Here is an 18,126-nt window from a genome sequence, read left to right on the forward strand (position 1 = left end):
ATGATGGATAAATTTACCACTCAGTTTCAGACGGCGTTGTCGGAAGCCCAATCCATTGCGTTGGGGCAGGACAACCAGTTTATTGAACCGCTGCATATTCTGGCCGCGCTGTTGGCGGATCAGAGTTCGCTGTTGCAGTTGGCAGGCGTGCAAGTACCGCAACTGAAAAAATCGGTCAATGAAAAACTGACCACTTTGCCCAAGGTGTCGGGCACTGGCGGGGATGTGCAGTTGTCGCAGAACGCCGGAAAATTGTTGAATGTGATGAATCAACTGGCACAAAAACGCGGAGACGCCTACATTGCCAGCGAGTTGTTTTACCTGGCCGCGTTGCAGTCCAATGACCCGGTGAAGGACCTTTTGAAAAATGCCGGTGCGTCTGAGAAAGCGATTGAAGCCGCGATTGAGCAAGTGCGAGGAGGGGAAACCGTGCAGGATCAAAACGCCGAAGAAAACCGAGAAGCGCTGGACAAGTACACGATGGACCTGACCGAGCGTGCGCGCAATGGCAAGTTGGATCCGGTTATTGGGCGGGACGATGAAATTCGTCGTGCGGTGCAGGTTTTGCAGCGACGCACCAAAAACAACCCGGTGCTGATCGGCGAACCGGGTGTGGGCAAAACCGCGATTGTGGAGGGGTTGGCGCAGCGTATTGTCAATGGCGAAGTACCCGAAGGACTGAAGAACAAACGCCTGTTGTCGCTGGATCTGGCCGGTCTTCTGGCCGGGGCCAAATACCGGGGCGAATTCGAGGAGCGTCTGAAAGCGCTGTTAAAAGACCTGGAAAAGCAGGAAGGCCAGGTCATTCTGTTTATCGACGAAATCCACACCATGGTCGGCGCGGGCAAAACCGAAGGTTCGATGGACGCGGGCAATATGCTCAAACCGGCGCTGGCGCGTGGTGAACTGCACTGCATTGGCGCGACCACGCTCAATGAATACCGTGAAAACATCGAAAAGGATGCGGCGCTGGAACGCCGTTTCCAAAAAGTGATTGTGGACGAGCCTTCCGAGGAAGACACCATCGCCATTCTGCGCGGGCTGAAGGAACGTTACGAAGTGCACCACGGGGTGGCGATTTCCGATCCGGCGATCATTGCGGCGGCGCATTTGTCGCAGCGTTACATCACCGACCGTCAGTTGCCGGACAAGGCGATTGACCTGATCGACGAAGCCGCGTCGCGCATTCGCATGGAAATCGATTCCAAACCGGAAGAAATGGACAAGCTGGAACGGCGTTTGATTCAGCTGAAAATTGAGCGTGAAGCCCTGAAAAAGGAAAAGGACGAAGCGACCAAAAAACGTCTGGAAATCCTGCAGACGTCCATTGATGAACTGGAGAAGGAATACGCCGATCTGGAAGAAATCTGGAAAAAAGACAAGGCCGCACTCCAGGGCGCGAAACAGCACAAGGAAGAACTCGACAAGGCACGCGTGGAAATGGAGGCCGCACACCGTGAAGGCAATCTTGGGCGGATGTCGGAGTTGCAATACGGTGTGATTCCGGAACTGGAGCGCAAAATCGCCGAGGCCGAAGCCGCCGAAGGCGAAGATGATGGGACCATGCACCTGTTGCGTAACAAAGTCAGCGAAGAAGAAATCGCCGAAGTGGTGGCGCGCTGGACCGGGATTCCGGTGGCCAAAATGCTGGAAGGCGAACGCGACAAGTTGTTGCGCATGGAAGAGGCGCTGGGCAAGCAGGTGATCGGGCAAAAAGAAGCCGTGACCGCCGTGTCCGATGCGATTCGACGTTCGCGGGCCGGGCTGTCCGATCCCAATCGCCCCAATGGTTCATTCCTGTTTCTGGGGCCGACCGGGGTGGGCAAAACCGAGCTGACCAAAGCACTGGCGGACTTTTTATTTGATACCACCGATGCGATTGTGCGTCTGGACATGTCCGAGTTTATGGAAAAACATTCGGTCGCACGCTTGATTGGCGCGCCTCCGGGCTATGTCGGTTATGAGCAGGGCGGTTACCTGACCGAAGCGGTGCGGCGCAAGCCTTATTCGGTGATTTTGCTGGATGAGGTGGAAAAGGCGCACCCGGAAGTGTTCAACATTCTGTTGCAGGTGCTCGATGATGGACGTCTGACCGACGGCCAGGGACGCACGGTCGATTTCAAAAACACCGTGATTGTGATGACCTCCAATCTGGGCTCGCAACTGATTCAGGAGAAAGCCGGTCAGGCCGATTACGATGAAATGAAAAAGGATGTGATGGAAGTGGTCAGCGGCCATTTCCGGCCTGAGTTCATCAACCGGATTGATGACATGGTGGTGTTTCATCCGTTGGATCGTGAGCAGATTCGAGCGATTGCCGACATTCAGCTCAACCATTTGCGCAAGCGTCTGGCCGATCATGAGTTGACGTTTGAGTTGAGCGAAGCGGTGCTGGATAAAATCGGTGAAGCCGGGTTTGATCCGGTCTATGGCGCACGGCCTCTGAAGCGGGCAGTGCAGCAACTGGTGGAAAACCCACTGGCGCAGAGACTGCTTCGTGGCGACTTCAAGGCCGGTGACACCGTTCATGTCGGGCTCACGGATGGTGAAATCGACTTTCACTGACATTTTGACCAGGCCTGGTAAGGTCTGGATCTGTGTCGTGTCCTAAACTGCATGATGCATTGAGACACCCGCGAAAGCGGGTGTTTTTGTTTTTGCGCAAAGGCTTTGTTGTATTTCAAACCGACTGGCTGCTAAAATAAGAAGCATTATCATTAAAATTCAGTTATGGAACTTGATCAGGAACATTTATGCAGGCAAGCAGGGACGAGGCCACGAACAATCCGCTGTCCATTTCAATGGATGAGCCAGTGACGGTGAGCCTTTCGCTGGAAAAAATTGTGGCGTTGATGCGTGCGGGGTATCTGTGTGGGGCCGATTTGCATGCTTCGGACCCCAAAACCCGTGCACTGGTGCATCAGGCCTGTTTGCAAAGCTGTCAGCAGAAGATGTGCGAGCAGTGTGAGCATGTGGATGTGTGCCCCACACATCAGGTGGACTGGCCTTTGCCTGACAAAATGCCGATTGCCTGACACGCCCGAAATGCGCTGTTTTGACTCTGATTCAGCGCTGACCACTCGCCCGCAGAAGACCCAATCCGATTCGACTGCCGCCCAGCGCGGCCACCGCCCAGAGCCAGCCGTGCAAGCTGCCGGACGCAATGCCGCTGAAAAACGCGCCGATGTTGCAGCCATAGGCAATCAACGCGCCGTACCCCATCAGCACGCCGCCGATCAATGCCAGACCATGCGCCAAACGCCATTTGAAAGGGTGCGCTGAAAACCGTTTGCCGGGCGCGTGAATCAGGCTGACCAATAGCGCCCCGGCAATCAGGCCCAGGGCGACCAGACTGACGTCATCGCTCAGAATCGGTTGCGACAAGCGCTGTTGGTGAGCGATGGCGTACGACCAGAATGGCCAGTCCCATTGCAGCCAGCTTGCCAGCCCGCTGGCGTCGGCGATGGACAGTCCCCAGTAGGGAAACACATTGGCCAGCGTCCAGGGGCGTCCCGTGGTGTACAGAATCCAGGCGTTGAGGCAGGCCAGGCTCACGGCGGCCAAAAGCCAGGGATGCCAGTGCGTGACCTGCCAGATGCGCCGGTGGATCAAGGGTTGCACTTGCCCGCTTCGGCGGCGTTCCAGCCGGGTAACCCAGGCATAAAGCAGTGCCAGCAAAGTCAGCTGTGTGAGCAGACTCCCTATCGGCGCGTCGGCCCGGAACAGGGTGATGGGGGCCAGTGCCGGCAGGCTGCGCCAGAAGTCGATCTGCCAGGCGGCAAGGGTGCCACCGATCAGCAGACCGAGAAAGCTCCACATCGACAACGGCTGAAATTGCCCCAGCTTGTTCAGTGTGCCTGAGGTACAGCCGTGTCCCAGTTGCATGCCGATACCAAAGGCAAAAGCACCGATCACCACGGCCAGACTCAGTGGCTGGATCATGCCTGTCATGGGCTCGGGGCCTGGTTGCCAGGCCAGCAGCCCAAAAAACAAGACACTGGCCAGCGCCAGCATCCAGAGCAGGGTGCGCAATCCCAGGGTGTGACCGCCCTGAAGCAAGGCGTGGGAGCAGCTGCGAAACCCATAGTGCATGGCATGCAGGGTCATGCCCAGCAACACGCCGGTGACAAAAGTGACCAGGCCTGGTAATAATTGCGATAAATGCAGGCCGAGGCTCAGTGCGACCAGAGCCAGAAACAGCCATAAGGTCACCCGGGTGGTCAGAGAAAGGGATCGACGAGGGTCTTGCATTTCTGTTTATGCCTTAGGATTAACAAAACTTATTACTAGTGTAGAGCAAGGCCCTTGCGCTGTGAAATGAAAGCCGCTGATTTGGGTATGAGAGGATGTTATGAGCCCCATCGGACGACGGTGCTCGCGGAAACTGGGCCTGCTGGCAGCCTGTCGGACTTAAGCCAATCGGCTGCTAGCCGTCCTGGCTGCGCAAAATGGCTTTCTCAGCCTGCTCGGCATTGTCAACGGTGACTTTGAGGTCGTGCAACCGGCCGTCGCAGATGTCGTAAATGGTGCCGTGAATTGACAGTGGCTGCCCCTTGTCCCAGGCTTTGCGCACGGCGGGCACATGGCAGACATTGCGCACCTGTTCCTGCACGTTGATTTCGCATAACCGGTTCACGCGGGCTTCATAGTCCAGCGCATCCAGTTCCACCTGGTTGCGGCGGTAAAATTTGCGAATCGGACGAATCCAGTGTTCGACCAGGTCCAGATTGTCTTTTTCCAGCGCCGCCATCACCCCGCCACAGCGGTAATGCCCATTGACGATGATGTGTTTGACTTTCAATACTTCCACCGCGTATTGAATGACGGTGAGCACATTCATGTCGGAGGAATTGACCAGGTTGGCGATGTTGCGGTGGACAAAGATGGTGCCCGGGTCCATTTTCACCAGCTCATTGGCCGGGACACGACTGTCAGAGCAACCGATCCACAGGAATTCCGGTTTCTGCTGGTTGGCCAGACTCTGAAAAAAATCGGGGCGCTCGGCGTTGATTTCGTTCACCCAGGCCTGGTTATTTTCGAATAACTGATCCATTTCCTTCTGGCAGTCGCAGTTCTGACACATGTTCAATCCCCCTGAAAAAGCTGGTGTTGCTCTGCCTTCTCACACAGTTGCGGTTCAAATTTGACTGTATTATAGCGAGTTAACAATGGATTTCAGCAATAATCCGGGAGAAAGGCAATGGATTGAAAGCGTAAGGCATTCGCCTTCCGGTCATTGCTGCGAAAGCAGGCATCTTTTAAAACGTGGTGAAATGATCGGGTCAAACCCCAAAATGGCGGAGGCTCAAATGGACCGTGTTGATGGATTGAGAGGGAAACGGTTCAAGCGCTTCAGGCCTGGTGAGAACCTTCGATCCGACCGGCTTCATAGGCCTGGCGCATGGCCGCAAGCAGGGCCGGGGACGGCGATTCGACATGCTGTGCCACTATGGCGTCCAGCAGGTCCTGACGGGTGATGGTTCGGCAAGTTTCCACAAAAGCCGACAGGGAAACCGGGGCATCGTTCAGCCATTGGGACACAAACCCGCGTGCGCCGATCACTTCGATCTCGGCGGTTTCCATCATTTCAAACAGGTACGAATAGGGATCGACCTGATTGCGTTCCGCCAGCTTGCGCGGCAGAGAGGCCACAAAGTCCTGCAGGTCCAGATAAGGCGGGGGCATTTTTACTTCCGCTTCAAAGCGGTGGTTCTGCCCCTGAAAGGGCACCAGCATGCGCAGGGTAATGCGGTTTTCGATGAAATCGTCCATGCTCATAGGGGGTTGGGTTACCGGGTCAGTTTCATAAAAACCTGAGGCAATTGCTCGGGCAGTTTTTCAACATGATCCACTACAGTGTAATGGTTATCAAAAATGTCTGCCACATAATCGTCCGCTTTGGGGTCAAGGGTAATGCAGTAGGAATACATGCCCTGGCTGTGCAATTCTTCCACCGCTTTATGGGTGTCCCGAATCAACACTTGTGGGTCCTTGGTGTCGATGTCGGCCGGTTCGCCATCGGTCAAAACCAGCATCAATTTCTTTTCCGCTTCCTGGGATGCCAGATAATGGGCCGCGTGACGCATGGCCGCGCCCATTCGGGTGGAATAGGACGCCTCCATTGCGCTGATGCGTGCCTTGACCTCGTCGCCGTAGTGTTCGCTGAACCCCTTGATGTGCTGGTAGCGCACTTCGTGGCGGGTGTCGGAACTGAACCCGGCAATGGCGAATTTGTCGCCCAGCTGTTCCACCGTCCAGGCGGTGATGGCCAGGGCCTCCTGTGACAACGACAGCAGGGTCTGGCCGGTTTCCGGATTGCGTTCGTTCAACGATTGCGACATGTCGACCAGTAACATGACCGCAATATTGCGGCTGTCGGTGGTGTGACTGTAATTGATCCGCGGGTCCGGGGCGTGACCGCTTCGGAAGTCGATCAGGGATCGGATCGCCACATCCAGATCCAGTTCTTCGCCTTCTTCCTGGAAACGAATCCGCTTTTTGTTCTGTGGCTTGAGCATTTCGATCATTTTTTTCAATCGCTTGGCCAGATCGTTGTGCTTGTCCATCAAACGATCGACCTTGCTTGCGTCCGTGCTGGGATGAAGGCGCTCGTACACAGTGGCCCAGTCGGGACGGTAGGATTCGGATATGTAATCCCATTCGTCGTAATGGCGGGGCGGCAGACTGTTGGCGTCGTCCACGATTTTTTCTTCGGCTTCGTATTCGTTTTGATGAAAATCTTCTGATTCATCGTTTTCTTCGTGGTGAAACCAGATGTATCGGTTGTCGTCGCGATAGGAAACTTCGGTGTTGTCAAAGAAGATGTCGGGCAAACTGTCCGAGGATTGCTTGCGGGTTTTGACATAAAAATCAATGCCGAGTTTGGCCATGTCCTGGGTGGTGGAGTGTTCCCCCTTTTCCGACATCACGGCCTGAAAACGCTCACGAAAATTTTCCAGCAGCGGGTTTTCGGGATCGAAGTCCTGATCCAGTAGTGCACGGGACAAGCGCGTGGCCCGATAGCGCAGACAGGACTGTTTGGCATCGTCACAGGCCCCTTTTTCCGGGTAAGGGTGCAGGGCCAGAAACAGACGTTTCAGACCGGGGTATTTTTGCATTGCCAGATATTCGACCCGAGCGTCTTCAAACACCGACACAAACAATTGCATGTGAGGCGCAAAGTTGTCCGCCATCAACTTGGTGGACCAGCGTTTGTGCGCCATCATATGGGCCAACATGGCCCGGTAACGGTCCAGGCCGCTGACACCGTGTTCCTGATCGTACACATCCGGTACCGCAATCAGCTCTTCGTCCAGATAGGGAATCGGCTTGCGCAGTTGGTCAAAGGCGGTGGCAAACACCGAAAACGGCAGGTCGCATCCCCACAGGCAGGATTTGAGCATGTCCATGTGACGCTCGACGTCCTTGAAGGTGGTGCCATGGCGCTCGCGGGTGATGATGCTCTTGGCATCGTTGGAGCTCAGCTTGAAATAGGCAATCTGCTCATCCGGCGCATTGACGTAGTTACGCGCCCCGTAATCAATGAAGTTGCGAATGCCGTTCAGGCACAGTCGGGAAATCAACTGCGGCATGCTTTCCAGTAATGGCACCATGCCCGGGCTTTCGTACATGGATTGATGGCCGTGAATCACCGTCTGGGTTTTATCGACGAATTCATCGATGATGTCGAGATAGTGTTGCAAATCGTCAAACGTATCAATCCGGCGGCAGACGCTGCTCAGGGAAGATAAAAACGGGATCAGGGCCTTTTTGTTGGGGCTGCGCGCCAGTTTGTAGGCGTAATCGGCGACCAGTTTGTTGGTGCCCTGACCAAAGTGTGAGGCGATGTCCGGCATCACTTCCATAAACACCAGAACCGGCTCCATGCCCTGACCAATCATGCACAGAAAGTTGGCCCCGTCCAGATACGCATTGACCCCTTGCGGCGACAGCTTGTTGACGGCATCGGCCAGGCAATGCGGGAACACTTCCCTGGCCTGGGGGAAGTTGCAGGTAAACTTGGCTTCGTATTCGGCCAATAATGCGTCATTCATACGTTAACGACCTAAAGGGTGAAAGGGTGGGTATCAGAGCATGAGCGCCGGATTAACCGAAAACCATTTCAATGGCGTTGTCCAGCGTTTTGCGAATGTCCAAGTCATCGGTGATCGGGCGTACCAGCGCCATTTTGCACGCTTCCACCGGGGTAATGCCCTGGTTGATCAATACCGCTGCATAGACCATCAGGCGCGTGGAAATGCCTTCGTCCAGACCGTGGCCCTTGAGGTTGCGCGCGGTTTCACCGATCTGCACCAGTTTGGCAGCGGTGTCGGCATCCACAGAACCTTCCTGTTGCAGGATGTGGGCTTCGATCTCGGCTGACGCATAGTCAAAATCCATGGCGCAGAAGCGTTGTTTGGTCGATTGTTTCAGGTCTTTCATCAGTGACTGATAACCGGGGTTGTAGGAGATGACCAGCTGGAAATCCGGGTGGGCCTTGATCAGTTCGCCCTTTTTGTCCAGGGACAGTTCGCGGCGGTGATCGGTCAAGGCGTGAATGACGACCATGGTGTCCTGGCGCGCTTCCACGATTTCATCCAGATAACAGATGGCGCCATAGCGGGCGGCCAATGTCAGAGGGCCGTCGACCCAGCGCGTACCTTGTGCATCCAGCAGATAGCGGCCGACCAAATCCGCGGCGGTAATGTCTTCGTTGCAGGAAACGGTAATAATGGGCTTGTCCAATTTCCAGGCCATGTGTTCAATGAATCGCGATTTGCCGCAACCGGTCGGGCCTTTGACCATGACCGGCAAACGCGCGGCATAGGCGGCTTCGTACAGTTCAATCTCGTTGGATTGGGCATCATAAAACGGTTCCCGGTCGATTTTGTATTGCGAAATGTCCATGGTGTCGTGTCTCCTGCCTGTGTTTTGGCGTTACTTTGCCTGCATCAAAGTGCTCAGTTTTAAACTCCGAATGGCGGGGCCATAAAGCTCAAAGATCAGCACTCTCAATGATGAATTGAGAAAGAAAAAACCCCAGCGTTTGCCGGGGTTTTTGCTGAAAATGAACGCTTATTTATGCACGCCCAGTTTTTCTCTCCACTCTGGGAAGATTTTGTCTGCATCACCCGGGAAGGATTCGAACGCGCGAGCGAATTCTTTGTGCTCTTTCGCGAATTCGATTGGATCTGCACCGGATTTCCAGCACTCGTAAGATTGACGCAGTGACGTGGCACCGGCCGCTGGAGAGTCGATGTGACCGTAAGAACCACCACCAGAGGTGTTGATGACGTTACCGTGACCCAGGTTCTCAAAGAAGCCTGGCAGACGCAGTGCGTTCATACCACCGGAGATGATTGGCGTGGTTGGCTTCATGCCATTCCACTTCTGGTAGAACGCCGGTCCTTGACACTCATCACGCTCGATCATGTAAGCAATGATTTTGTCAGACGCGTCGCCTTCCATTTTGCCGTAACCCATTGTGCCGACGTGGATACCTGACGCCCCTTGCAGACGAGACATCTTGGCCAGAACAAACGCGGTGTAACCACGCTTGGCCGACGGTGAAGTCACGGCACCGTGACCGGCACGGTGATAGTGCAGGTACTGTGATGCATAGTTGCGACGAGCAGTGGTGACCATGCCTGGTCCACCTACGTAGCCGTCTACCAGGAACGCGACCTTGGGAGCGTCTTCACCAAAGGTTTCCAGGATGTAGTCTGCGCGGTAGCACATTTCGTGGTGGTCGTCGGCGGTGATGTTGGCGGAGAACAATTTCGCTTCACCGGTTTCATCCTGCGCACGCTTCATGGCATCGGCCACCAGCGGGATCACTTTTTTCATTGGGCAGAAAGTCTGGTTGCCTTGTGGCTCATCGTTTTTGATGAAGTCGCCGCCCAACCAGAACTGGTAGGCCGCATCCGCAAACGGTTCCGGACGCAGACCCAGTTTTGGCTTGATGATGGTGCCGGCCACATAACCGCCGTTTTCAACCGGACGACCCAGCATGCGCCACATGTCGGAAATGTCGGTCGCAGGTCCGTCAAACAGGTAAAGCTTGGATTCCGGTACCCAGAAGTCATACATCTGCAGGTTTTTGACGTCGCCCATGCCCTGGTTGTTGCCGATCGCCAGAGTCAGGAAAGACACCAGCATGGTTTTGCCGTCTGTGCCATTGCGGTCGAACAGGTCAAAAGGGTAGGCAATGCGGATTTCGTGATTGGCTTCGTCAATGTGATAGACCAAAGCGTCAACGCCTTTGGTGAAGTCGTCCGTGGTGCTGACTTCGACGTTGGTCCCGGTGGACGATTCCGCAGCGATGTGCGCGGCCACTTCCAGATAGCCGTAACCGGCGGCCGGTTCCATTGTGTAAGCCACCAGAATGTGATTCTGACCGGCAATCAGGTCTTCTTCTTTCAATGATAAGTCAGCATAACGATTGGACTGATCCATGGTTTTACCTCTGTTGATCGGACAAGAAATGCGTCTTGTCAGGTGATGGCGTGCGCTGGAGCGCATGCCTCTTTGTTGAACGATGCCGAGCGAGCTGTGAGCTCGAACGGGTTCAACCCCGAAACTTGAAAGGGCATTGTAGAGGCAAAGATAGATTGATGAAAATCAATCATTTTGATATTTAGTATAGCTTTAAATCGATACTAAAGCAGGGGCAGGGTTTAGGGGTTCAGCTTTCGGAAAACGTCCTGGCTGAGCTTTTTGCCTTCGGCCTGTAGCAGCTGAATCAGCTCTTCGGCGGCAATCGACAGAATCTTGCCCTTTGGGTAGGCCAGATACCAGTGTCGGTTAATGGGGAAGCCTTCGACGTCCAACACACAAATCCGTCCCTGGTTGATTTCATCCATCAGGGTGGCCACGGAGGCGACGGTAATGCCCAGATTTTGCAGCAGCCCCAGGCGGATGGCTTCGTTGCCGCCCAACACCATTTTGATCTGCGGGGTAAAGTCGAATTCGTGAAACACCTTCTCGATCTGGGCACGGATGCCGGAGCCGGTTTCCCGCATCAAAAAGGCTTCATTGGCCAGGTCGTCCGTGGTGAGCTTTTTCCCCACCAGTGGGTGGGCGCTGTTGGCGACAAAGGCCAGCGGGTTGATGGCCAGTTGAGACGAATCGAGATTCAATCCTTCCGGTGGCTGGCCGAGCAGATAAAAATCGTCCTTGTTTTGCTGAATCCGTTCCAGAAGGGTTTCGCGGTTGCCGACGCGCATGATCACGGAAATGTCGGGGTGGGCACGAGTGAACCGGTCAATCACTTTGGGAACAAAGTATTGGGCCGTGGAAATGACCGTGAACTTGACGTTGCCGCCGGAAAAGCCCTTGAGGTGGTTGATCTTTTGTTCCGCAATCGAAAGCTGATCCAGAATGTTCCTTGCGGCTTCGTAGAGTTTTTCTCCGGTGCTGGTGAGGTAGACCTTGCGCCCGATCTGTTCAAACAGAGGGGTTTCCAGTACGTCTGACAGCTTCTTGACCTGCATGGAGACAGTGGGTTGTGTCAGGTGCAGCTCTTCTGCCGCTTTGGAAAAACTGTTCACACGGGCGATGCACTCAAACACCTGAAGTTGTCTGAGGGTGGCGCTTCTGGCGAGGAGTGAGATTTTTTCCGGCATGATGGGGTCCTGTTAACGGGTGTCGGACATGGCCAGCAGCCGGTTGATGTCCACCTCTTTGAGGAAATCCATAAACGCCTGTGCCGGTGGCAGCATGACTTTGTCTTTGGGTTTGGCCACGTACCAGTCGCGGTTCAATGGAAAGCCTTCCACATCTAGTATTTTCAGATGGTCGTATTTGGCTTCAATCCGCACCGCCTGTCTGGGTACCACGGCCAGACCCAGACCGGCCATGACTGCCTGCTTGGTGGCCTCAGTGCTGCCCAGTTCCATATAAGGCTGGAGGCGAATGCCTTTTTGCGAAAACAGTTCTTCGGCGGCGATGCGAATGCCGGAACCGACTTCCCGGGTCATGAATTTTTCATCGGCCAGCTCGACAATCGGGATTTGGCCTTTGATTGGTGGTTTGTAGGTCGGCGGTGCGACCACGACCAGCTCGTTTTTGAAAAAGGGGTAGGCATCCATCTGCAGTTCCGGCGGCACGCGGCCCATGATCGACAGATGGTATTGGTTGTTTTTGAGTTCGCCCAGAATGCGGCGGCGATTGACCACGGTGATATTGGGATGCACTTCGGGGTATTTGTTTAAAAACGCTTTGAGCACATAAGGAATGAAGTATTTGGCCGGGGTGACCATGGCAATTTTAAGCTCGCCTTTGACCACAGTCTGTTCTGATTTGATGTTTTCGTTCAAGTCCTGAAGCTGCTGCAGAATGTTGTCACAGACCTGGCACATTTTTTCCCCGGCCGGAGTCAGGAACAATTTTTTGCCTATGAATTCGACCAGTTTGATCTCGTTATTGTCCTCAATGCGTTTGACTTGCACCGAGACCGCTGGTTGTGACAGGTCCAATTCTTCAGCGGCATTGGTGTAGCTTTTATGGCGACAGACCGCATTGAAGATGCGAATTTGTTGGGCCGTGACGTGAAAAGGTAAGGCGTGTTCGTTCATCTGAAAAAATTAACCTATTGATAAAACTCTATTTTATCCATAAACATAACAAAATGTAATGCACATTATAACAAACACCTTATTTTCATTCGGGTTGATTCCAATAAGATAGCACCACTGCAGACGAAATCAGCAGGCGACGATTCCACATCAGAATTGTGCCGGTGACGGATTTTCGTTTCAGACTCATTTTTACTATCCAACGACAACGAAGAGGTAAAAGATGGCTAAGACTTATAACGCGGGTGTAAAAGAATACCGCGAAACGTATTGGATGCCAGAATATCAGCCGAAAGAATCGGACTTTTTGGCGTGTTTTAAAGTGGTTCCTCAGCCAGGCGTACCACGTGAAGAGATCGCCGCTGCGGTAGCAGCCGAATCTTCCACCGGTACCTGGACCACCGTTTGGACCGATCTTTTGACCGATCTGGACTACTACAAAGGCCGTGCTTACAAAATCGAAGACGTGCCAGGTGACGACGAAGCGTTCTACGCGTTCATCGCTTACCCGATCGATCTGTTCGAAGAAGGGTCTGTGGTCAACGTCTTTACGTCTTTGGTTGGTAACGTATTCGGCTTTAAGGCGCTGCGTTCCCTGCGCCTGGAAGACGTTCGCATTCCGCTGGCTTACGTGATGACCTGTGGTGGGCCACCACACGGTATCCATGTTGAGCGTGACAAGATGGACAAGTATGGTCGTCCGATGCTGGGTTGTACCATCAAGCCGAAGCTGGGTCTGTCTGCGAAGAACTATGGTCGTGCTGTGTACGAATGTCTGCGCGGCGGTCTGGACTTCACCAAGGATGACGAAAACGTCAACTCTCAGCCGTTCATGCGCTGGCGTGACCGCTTCCTGTTCTGTCAGGATGCGATTGAAAAGTCCGAAGCGGAAACCGGTGAGCGCAAAGGTCACTACCTGAACGTGACGGCTCCGACGCCTGAAGAAATGTATAAGCGTGCCGAGTTCGCAAAAGAACTGGGTTCACCGATCATCATGCACGATTACCTGACTGGTGGCTTCACGGCCAACACAGGTCTGGCGAACTGGTGTCGTGAAAACGGCGTTCTGCTGCACATTCACCGCGCCATGCACGGTGTGATCGACCGTAACCCACACCACGGTATCCACTTCCGTGTTCTGGCCAAAGCGCTGCGTTTGTCTGGTGGTGATCACCTGCACTCCGGTACCGTTGTTGGTAAGCTGGAAGGCGATCGTGACGCGACTCTGGGCTGGATCGATCTGATGCGTGACAGCTTCATCGAAGAAGACCGTTCACGTGGCATCATGTTTGATCAGGACTTTGGCGCGATGCCTGGTGTTCTGCCCGTAGCTTCCGGTGGTATCCACGTTTGGCACATGCCTGCGTTGGTTGCGATCTTCGGTGACGACTCCGTTCTGCAGTTCGGTGGTGGTACTTTGGGTCACCCATGGGGCAACGCAGCGGGTGCAGCGGCAAACCGCGTCGCACTGGAAGCTTGTGTGCAAGCTCGTAACGAAGGCAAAGAAGTCGAGAAGATTGGTAAAGAAGTGCTGACCGAAGCGGCCAAGCACAGCCCTGAGTTGAAAGTGGCGATGGAAACTTGGAAAGAAATCAAGTTTGAATTCGACACTGTTGACAAGCTTGACGTCAGCCACAAGTAATCGAAACCAGTTTATTAGGAGTTTAAATCATGAGTGAAGTACAAGATTATCCTTCGCGTCTGTCCGACCCGAAGTCGCGTAAGGCAGAAACGTTTTCTTACCTGCCAAAGATGAACGAAGAGCAGCTTCGCAAGCAGGTTCAGTACATCATCGATCAAGGCTGGAACCCAGCGATCGAACACACTGAGCCAGAGCACGCTTTCCAGTACTTCTGGTATATGTGGAAACTGCCAATGTTTGGTGAAACTTCGGTGGATCGTGTGATGGAAGAGCTGGATGCCTGCATCAAAGCCAATCCAAACAACCACGTTCGCCTGATCGGGTATAACAACTATACCCAGTCGCAAGGTGCGAACATGCTGATCAAGCGTGGTGACATGTAAGCGATCCGCTTTCATGCTTCCGCCGGTTTTCCGGCGGAGCGGTCGGTCCACAAGGCCGACCGTCATTTCCGATTCGTAAGCCGTTGTCTTTGAATGGCGACCGCTTATCAATCTGAAATGCCTATCTCAAGCCTGTTGCAGGCAAACAACCAGGGAGTCGATTATGTCTGAAGTCAATGCGTTGGACCCATCTCAATATCTGATTAAAGAAGAACCTTTCTATCAGTCGGTTGCGGACGAAGTGGACGTGTTTGAATCGGCCTATGCCACGCGCATGCCGATCATGCTGAAAGGGCCGACCGGTTGTGGTAAGTCGCGATTTGTGGAATACATGGCGCACAAGCTGAACAAGCCGCTGATTACCGTGTCCTGTAACGAAGACATGACCGCCTCCGACCTGGTCGGGCGCTACCTGATTGACGTCAATGGTACCCGTTGGCAGGACGGTCCTTTGACTGTGGCGGCGCGCATCGGCGCCATCTGTTATCTGGACGAAGTGGTGGAAGCGCGTCAGGACACCACGGTTGTGATTCACCCTTTGACCGACCACCGTCGGGTGTTGCCGCTGGACAAAAAAGGGGAGCTGGTGGAAGCGCATCCCGATTTCCAGCTGGTGATTTCCTACAACCCCGGTTATCAGTCGATGATGAAAGATTTGAAGCAATCGACCAAACAGCGTTTTGGCGGTTTCAAATTCGATTACCCGGAAGAAGCGGTGGAAGCCGAAATCGTGTCCAAAGAAGCGGGCATTGATAAGGCGACGGCGGAGAAGCTGGTGCAGATCGCACAGCGTTCGCGTAACCTGAAAGGGCACGGCCTGGATGAGGGGATTTCCACCCGTTTGCTGGTGTATGCGGCGCAGTTGATCAACAAGGGCGTTCCGGCCAAACAGGCCTGTACCGTGGCGTTGATCACTCCGCTGACCGACGATGACGACATTCTGGATACCTTGTTGACAACGGTCGACACCTTCTTCGAGTAAGGCGTTCGTAAAGTCCTTTTCAAGGCAGGCAAACACCAAAAAACAACCAGGCCTGGTTGTTTTGGACTTTGCTTGCTGCGTGTGTGTTATTCGAAACAGGGTATGTCGCTATGAGTTCGGAAATCGAAGAAATCAAAGCCTCGTTGATTGAATCCGTACCTCAGCTGGAGGAAATGCTGGATTCATTGATGCATGAGGCGGCCCATTCCATGAATGAGGCCACACGCAAAACCTGGCTGCAGAATGCTCAGGGCATTGCTTATCTGGGCAAAGGCAAGGATGTGGTCGTCAGCTTTCTGGAAGCGGTGCCTCAGGTGGTCGCCCGGGTCGAAGATGAAATCCTGGGCGACATCGTTGAAACCACCATGAAACTGTCGTCGGTGACGTCAGGCGAAGTGGTGGGGTTGATGCTGGATTCTCTGCCGTTGGCGGCAGAGCGCACCGGTGACATTACCCTGCTGCGCACCTATCTGTCGCTGGTCTACCAGATCGGGTCCAAGTCGCCTCGCGGATTGCGTCCGATGTTGCAGAACATCGACGAATTGCTGTCCAAGCTGACTGTCTCCGGACTGCGTCGCTGGGCCCAGTGGGGCGCGCAAGCCCATGCCCGCGATTTCAAGGCCCAGATTGCTTATTTCTCACTGGAAGCGGCCGATTCCAAAGCGGTGTTCCAGCAGCAACGCAAAGGCACCTTGTTCATCGACCATCACCGGTCGCTCAACTTCTTTCTGCGCGCTTTCTGGGGGCGGGATTTCTTTATCCGTCCGGCTGCGGCCGACTTCGAAGACTTCAAACCCTATTTTGAAAACATGGCCATGCATCTGCCGGATGCGTTGGACGATTTGGGTGGGATCAAAGGCCTGGAAATCTATCGGGCCATGGCCGCGCACCAGGCCGCGCACCTGATGTACAGCAGTCAGGCGATCTCGATGGAACAGCTCAACCCGCAACAGATGTTCTTTATTGAACTGATCGAAGACGCGCGGGTGGAATACAACGCGATCAAAAAATTCCCCGGACTCAAAAAGCTGTGGCTGAAGGTGTTTGACGCCAACCGAGAAGCGGTTGAATTGCCGGAAGGCTCCACCGCCTGGCGTCTGGAGCAACTGGCCTTGTCGCTGATGGACCCGGATTACGACCTTTCCGCCTTGAATGACAATGCCCTGAATCTGGTGCACGAGCGTTTTTACAACGAGATCGATGACCATCTGGAAGACGAAAAATGGTCCTGGGACATGGGGCTGACGCTCTACAACGCCCTGAATCAGGCGGTGACCAAGTGGGAATCCCTGACCGACATCAGCCGAACCCGTTTTGGCTACCGCGATGACAATCGTCTGGTCTGGGCCAGTGAAGAGTGGGGCGAAATGGCCGGCATGGGCGCCGCCCAGCAGGAAACCGTCCGCAAGCATGTGTCCCTGATGGAAATGGTCAACGAAATCGATTCCGAACTGGAAGACGTGGACCACGATGAAGTCTGGGTGCTGGGCACGGAACTGTTCCCTTACGAAGACCACGGTCAGTCCTACAATGAGTTGGAAGGGGTGGAGCCTGTTTCCGACCCATACCATTACCACGAATGGGATTACCGGGTTCAGTTGGCGCGGCCCAGCTGGGTGACGCTGTATGAGCATCGGGCTCAAAAAGGCGATCCGATGCTGTACGACGAAATTCTGGACAAGAACAAAGGCATTGCCCATCGCATCCGCCAGATCGTGGACAAGCTTCAGTCGGTCGGGTTGCAACGAATTCGCCGGATCGAAGACGGGGACGAGCTGGATCTGAATGCCTGTGTGGAAGCGATCACCTCCTTGCGCATGGGACAGGAACCGGACCCGCGGATCACCATGAAAAACGTGATCCGTTCGCGTGAAGTCTCGGTGGTGATTCTGCTGGATCTGTCGGAATCCACCAATGAATACGTGGCCGGGGAAGACAAGACCGTACTCGATGTGACCCGTGAGGCGGCGATTCTGGTATCGCATGCGATCAATGGCATTGGTGATCAGTTTGCGGTGCACGGTTTTGCCTCGGACGGGCGTCATGACGTGCAATACACCCGCTTCAAGCAGTTTGAAGAACCCTTTGATGCGGATGTGAAGGCCAAACTGGCGGGCATGCAGGGCGGCCTGTCCACACGGATGGGCGCGGCCATGCGCCACGCCGGACATTATCTGGACCAACAGCCGAGCAAACAGAAGTTGCTGCTGACCATCACCGATGGCGAGCCGTCGGACATCGATGAGCAGGACACGCAATACCTGAAGCAGGATGCCAAAAAAGCGGTGGATGAACTGGGCGCACGCGGCATCTATTCCTACTGCCTGACCATCGACCAGTTTGCCGACAAGTACGTGCAGCACATCTTCGGGCACAACCGTTATGCCATTGTCGATAATGTGATGCGCCTGCCGGAAAAACTGCCGGCGTTGTTTGCCAATTTGACCAGCTGATGGTGGTTTTGTCCGTTCTGGCAGACTGCATGGCGGGCAAACGCAAGGCAGAATAACGATGGCATCGTTGAGAAACCGACCTGAGTAAGCT

At 54.3% G+C, this 18,126-nt stretch carries 14 protein-coding genes; 6 read left to right on the forward strand and 8 right to left on the reverse strand.

What is annotated here, in order from left to right:
* Together clpB and A377_RS12185 are read left to right on the forward strand one after the other, a co-directional pair.
* The gene (gene clpB, locus A377_RS0107380; protein ID WP_019895613.1) at window positions 1-2,565 is read left to right on the forward strand and encodes an ATP-dependent chaperone ClpB; all 2,565 of its coding nucleotides are present in this window, start codon (window positions 1-3) and stop codon (window positions 2,563-2,565) included.
* A gap of 188 nt (window positions 2,566-2,753) precedes the next feature.
* On the forward strand, window positions 2,754-3,035 hold the full coding sequence (locus A377_RS12185; RefSeq protein WP_157760790.1) for a hypothetical protein: 282 nt from the start codon (window positions 2,754-2,756) through the stop codon (window positions 3,033-3,035).
* A 31-nt stretch (window positions 3,036-3,066) separates the two neighbouring features.
* Here the strand turns inward: A377_RS12185 and A377_RS0107390 are convergent, their stop codons facing one another.
* The 8 genes from A377_RS0107390 to A377_RS0107425 form a co-directional block, all read right to left on the reverse strand.
* Window positions 3,067-4,251: a YeeE/YedE family protein gene (locus A377_RS0107390; RefSeq protein ID WP_019895615.1), complete on the reverse strand. Its 1,185-nt coding sequence runs from the start codon at window positions 4,249-4,251 to the stop codon at window positions 3,067-3,069.
* 175 nt (window positions 4,252-4,426) lie between these two features.
* Complete coding sequence (locus A377_RS0107395) at window positions 4,427-5,083, reverse strand: carbonic anhydrase (protein WP_033422852.1); 657 nt, start codon at window positions 5,081-5,083, stop codon at window positions 4,427-4,429.
* Between the two features lie 269 nt (window positions 5,084-5,352).
* Complete coding sequence (locus tag A377_RS0107400) at window positions 5,353-5,778, reverse strand: hypothetical protein (protein WP_157760792.1); 426 nt, start codon at window positions 5,776-5,778, stop codon at window positions 5,353-5,355.
* An 11-nt stretch (window positions 5,779-5,789) separates the two neighbouring features.
* Entirely contained in the window at window positions 5,790-8,054 is a 2,265-nt protein-coding gene (locus A377_RS0107405; RefSeq protein WP_028485358.1) for a nitric oxide reductase activation protein NorD, read from the reverse strand.
* Window positions 8,055-8,106: 52 nt separating this feature from the next.
* Complete coding sequence (locus tag A377_RS0107410; protein WP_019895619.1) at window positions 8,107-8,907, reverse strand: CbbQ/NirQ/NorQ/GpvN family protein; 801 nt, start codon at window positions 8,905-8,907, stop codon at window positions 8,107-8,109.
* Window positions 8,908-9,075: 168 nt separating this feature from the next.
* Window positions 9,076-10,455 (reverse strand): ribulose-bisphosphate carboxylase, encoded by a 1,380-nt coding sequence (locus A377_RS0107415; protein ID WP_019895620.1) that lies wholly within the window; start codon window positions 10,453-10,455, stop codon window positions 9,076-9,078.
* Window positions 10,456-10,676: 221 nt separating this feature from the next.
* Window positions 10,677-11,624, reverse strand: coding sequence for a LysR family transcriptional regulator (locus tag A377_RS0107420; RefSeq protein WP_019895621.1), 948 nt, complete (start codon window positions 11,622-11,624; stop codon window positions 10,677-10,679).
* A 12-nt stretch (window positions 11,625-11,636) separates the two neighbouring features.
* Window positions 11,637-12,575: a LysR family transcriptional regulator gene (locus A377_RS0107425; protein ID WP_019895623.1), complete on the reverse strand. Its 939-nt coding sequence runs from the start codon at window positions 12,573-12,575 to the stop codon at window positions 11,637-11,639.
* 223 nt (window positions 12,576-12,798) lie between these two features.
* Between A377_RS0107425 and A377_RS0107430 the strand changes: the two genes are divergently transcribed.
* The 4 genes from A377_RS0107430 (at window position 12,799) to A377_RS0107445 (ending at window position 18,035) form a co-directional block, all read left to right on the forward strand.
* A complete protein-coding gene (locus A377_RS0107430; RefSeq protein WP_028485359.1) occupies window positions 12,799-14,217 on the forward strand; it encodes a form I ribulose bisphosphate carboxylase large subunit in 1,419 nt (472 codons plus the stop codon).
* Between the two features lie 29 nt (window positions 14,218-14,246).
* Window positions 14,247-14,600, forward strand: a complete 354-nt coding sequence (locus A377_RS0107435; protein WP_019895626.1) for a ribulose bisphosphate carboxylase small subunit — start codon at window positions 14,247-14,249, stop codon at window positions 14,598-14,600.
* Window positions 14,601-14,763: 163 nt separating this feature from the next.
* Window positions 14,764-15,582: a CbbQ/NirQ/NorQ/GpvN family protein gene (locus A377_RS0107440; RefSeq protein ID WP_019895627.1), complete on the forward strand. Its 819-nt coding sequence runs from the start codon at window positions 14,764-14,766 to the stop codon at window positions 15,580-15,582.
* Between the two features lie 110 nt (window positions 15,583-15,692).
* Window positions 15,693-18,035: a nitric oxide reductase activation protein NorD gene (locus A377_RS0107445; RefSeq protein ID WP_019895628.1), complete on the forward strand. Its 2,343-nt coding sequence runs from the start codon at window positions 15,693-15,695 to the stop codon at window positions 18,033-18,035.
* The last annotated feature ends 91 nt before the right edge of the window (window positions 18,036-18,126 follow it).

The sequence above is a fragment of the Hydrogenovibrio halophilus DSM 15072 genome, from assembly GCF_000384235.1.
Classification (GTDB): domain Bacteria; phylum Pseudomonadota; class Gammaproteobacteria; order Thiomicrospirales; family Thiomicrospiraceae; genus Hydrogenovibrio; species Hydrogenovibrio halophilus.

What these genes read in the sequence shown, in the direction of transcription:
- A377_RS12185 (WP_157760790.1), top strand. Translation starts at nt 2,754, where the DNA reads ATGCAGGCAAGCAGGGACGAGGCCACGAACAATCCGCTGTCCATTTCA.
- A377_RS0107440 (WP_019895627.1), top strand. Translation starts at nt 14,764, where the DNA reads ATGTCTGAAGTCAATGCGTTGGACCCATCTCAATATCTGATTAAAGAA.
- A377_RS0107420 (WP_019895621.1), bottom strand. Translation starts at nt 11,624, where the DNA reads ATGCCGGAAAAAATCTCACTCCTCGCCAGAAGCGCCACCCTCAGACAA.
- A377_RS0107390 (WP_019895615.1), bottom strand. Translation starts at nt 4,251, where the DNA reads ATGCAAGACCCTCGTCGATCCCTTTCTCTGACCACCCGGGTGACCTTA.
- A377_RS0107405 (WP_028485358.1), bottom strand. Translation starts at nt 8,054, where the DNA reads ATGAATGACGCATTATTGGCCGAATACGAAGCCAAGTTTACCTGCAAC.
- A377_RS0107415 (WP_019895620.1), bottom strand. Translation starts at nt 10,455, where the DNA reads ATGGATCAGTCCAATCGTTATGCTGACTTATCATTGAAAGAAGAAGAC.
- A377_RS0107435 (WP_019895626.1), top strand. Translation starts at nt 14,247, where the DNA reads ATGAGTGAAGTACAAGATTATCCTTCGCGTCTGTCCGACCCGAAGTCG.
- clpB (WP_019895613.1), top strand. Translation starts at nt 1, where the DNA reads ATGATGGATAAATTTACCACTCAGTTTCAGACGGCGTTGTCGGAAGCC.
- A377_RS0107395 (WP_033422852.1), bottom strand. Translation starts at nt 5,083, where the DNA reads ATGTGTCAGAACTGCGACTGCCAGAAGGAAATGGATCAGTTATTCGAA.
- A377_RS0107425 (WP_019895623.1), bottom strand. Translation starts at nt 12,575, where the DNA reads ATGAACGAACACGCCTTACCTTTTCACGTCACGGCCCAACAAATTCGC.
- A377_RS0107445 (WP_019895628.1), top strand. Translation starts at nt 15,693, where the DNA reads ATGAGTTCGGAAATCGAAGAAATCAAAGCCTCGTTGATTGAATCCGTA.
- A377_RS0107400 (WP_157760792.1), bottom strand. Translation starts at nt 5,778, where the DNA reads ATGAGCATGGACGATTTCATCGAAAACCGCATTACCCTGCGCATGCTG.
- A377_RS0107430 (WP_028485359.1), top strand. Translation starts at nt 12,799, where the DNA reads ATGGCTAAGACTTATAACGCGGGTGTAAAAGAATACCGCGAAACGTAT.
- A377_RS0107410 (WP_019895619.1), bottom strand. Translation starts at nt 8,907, where the DNA reads ATGGACATTTCGCAATACAAAATCGACCGGGAACCGTTTTATGATGCC.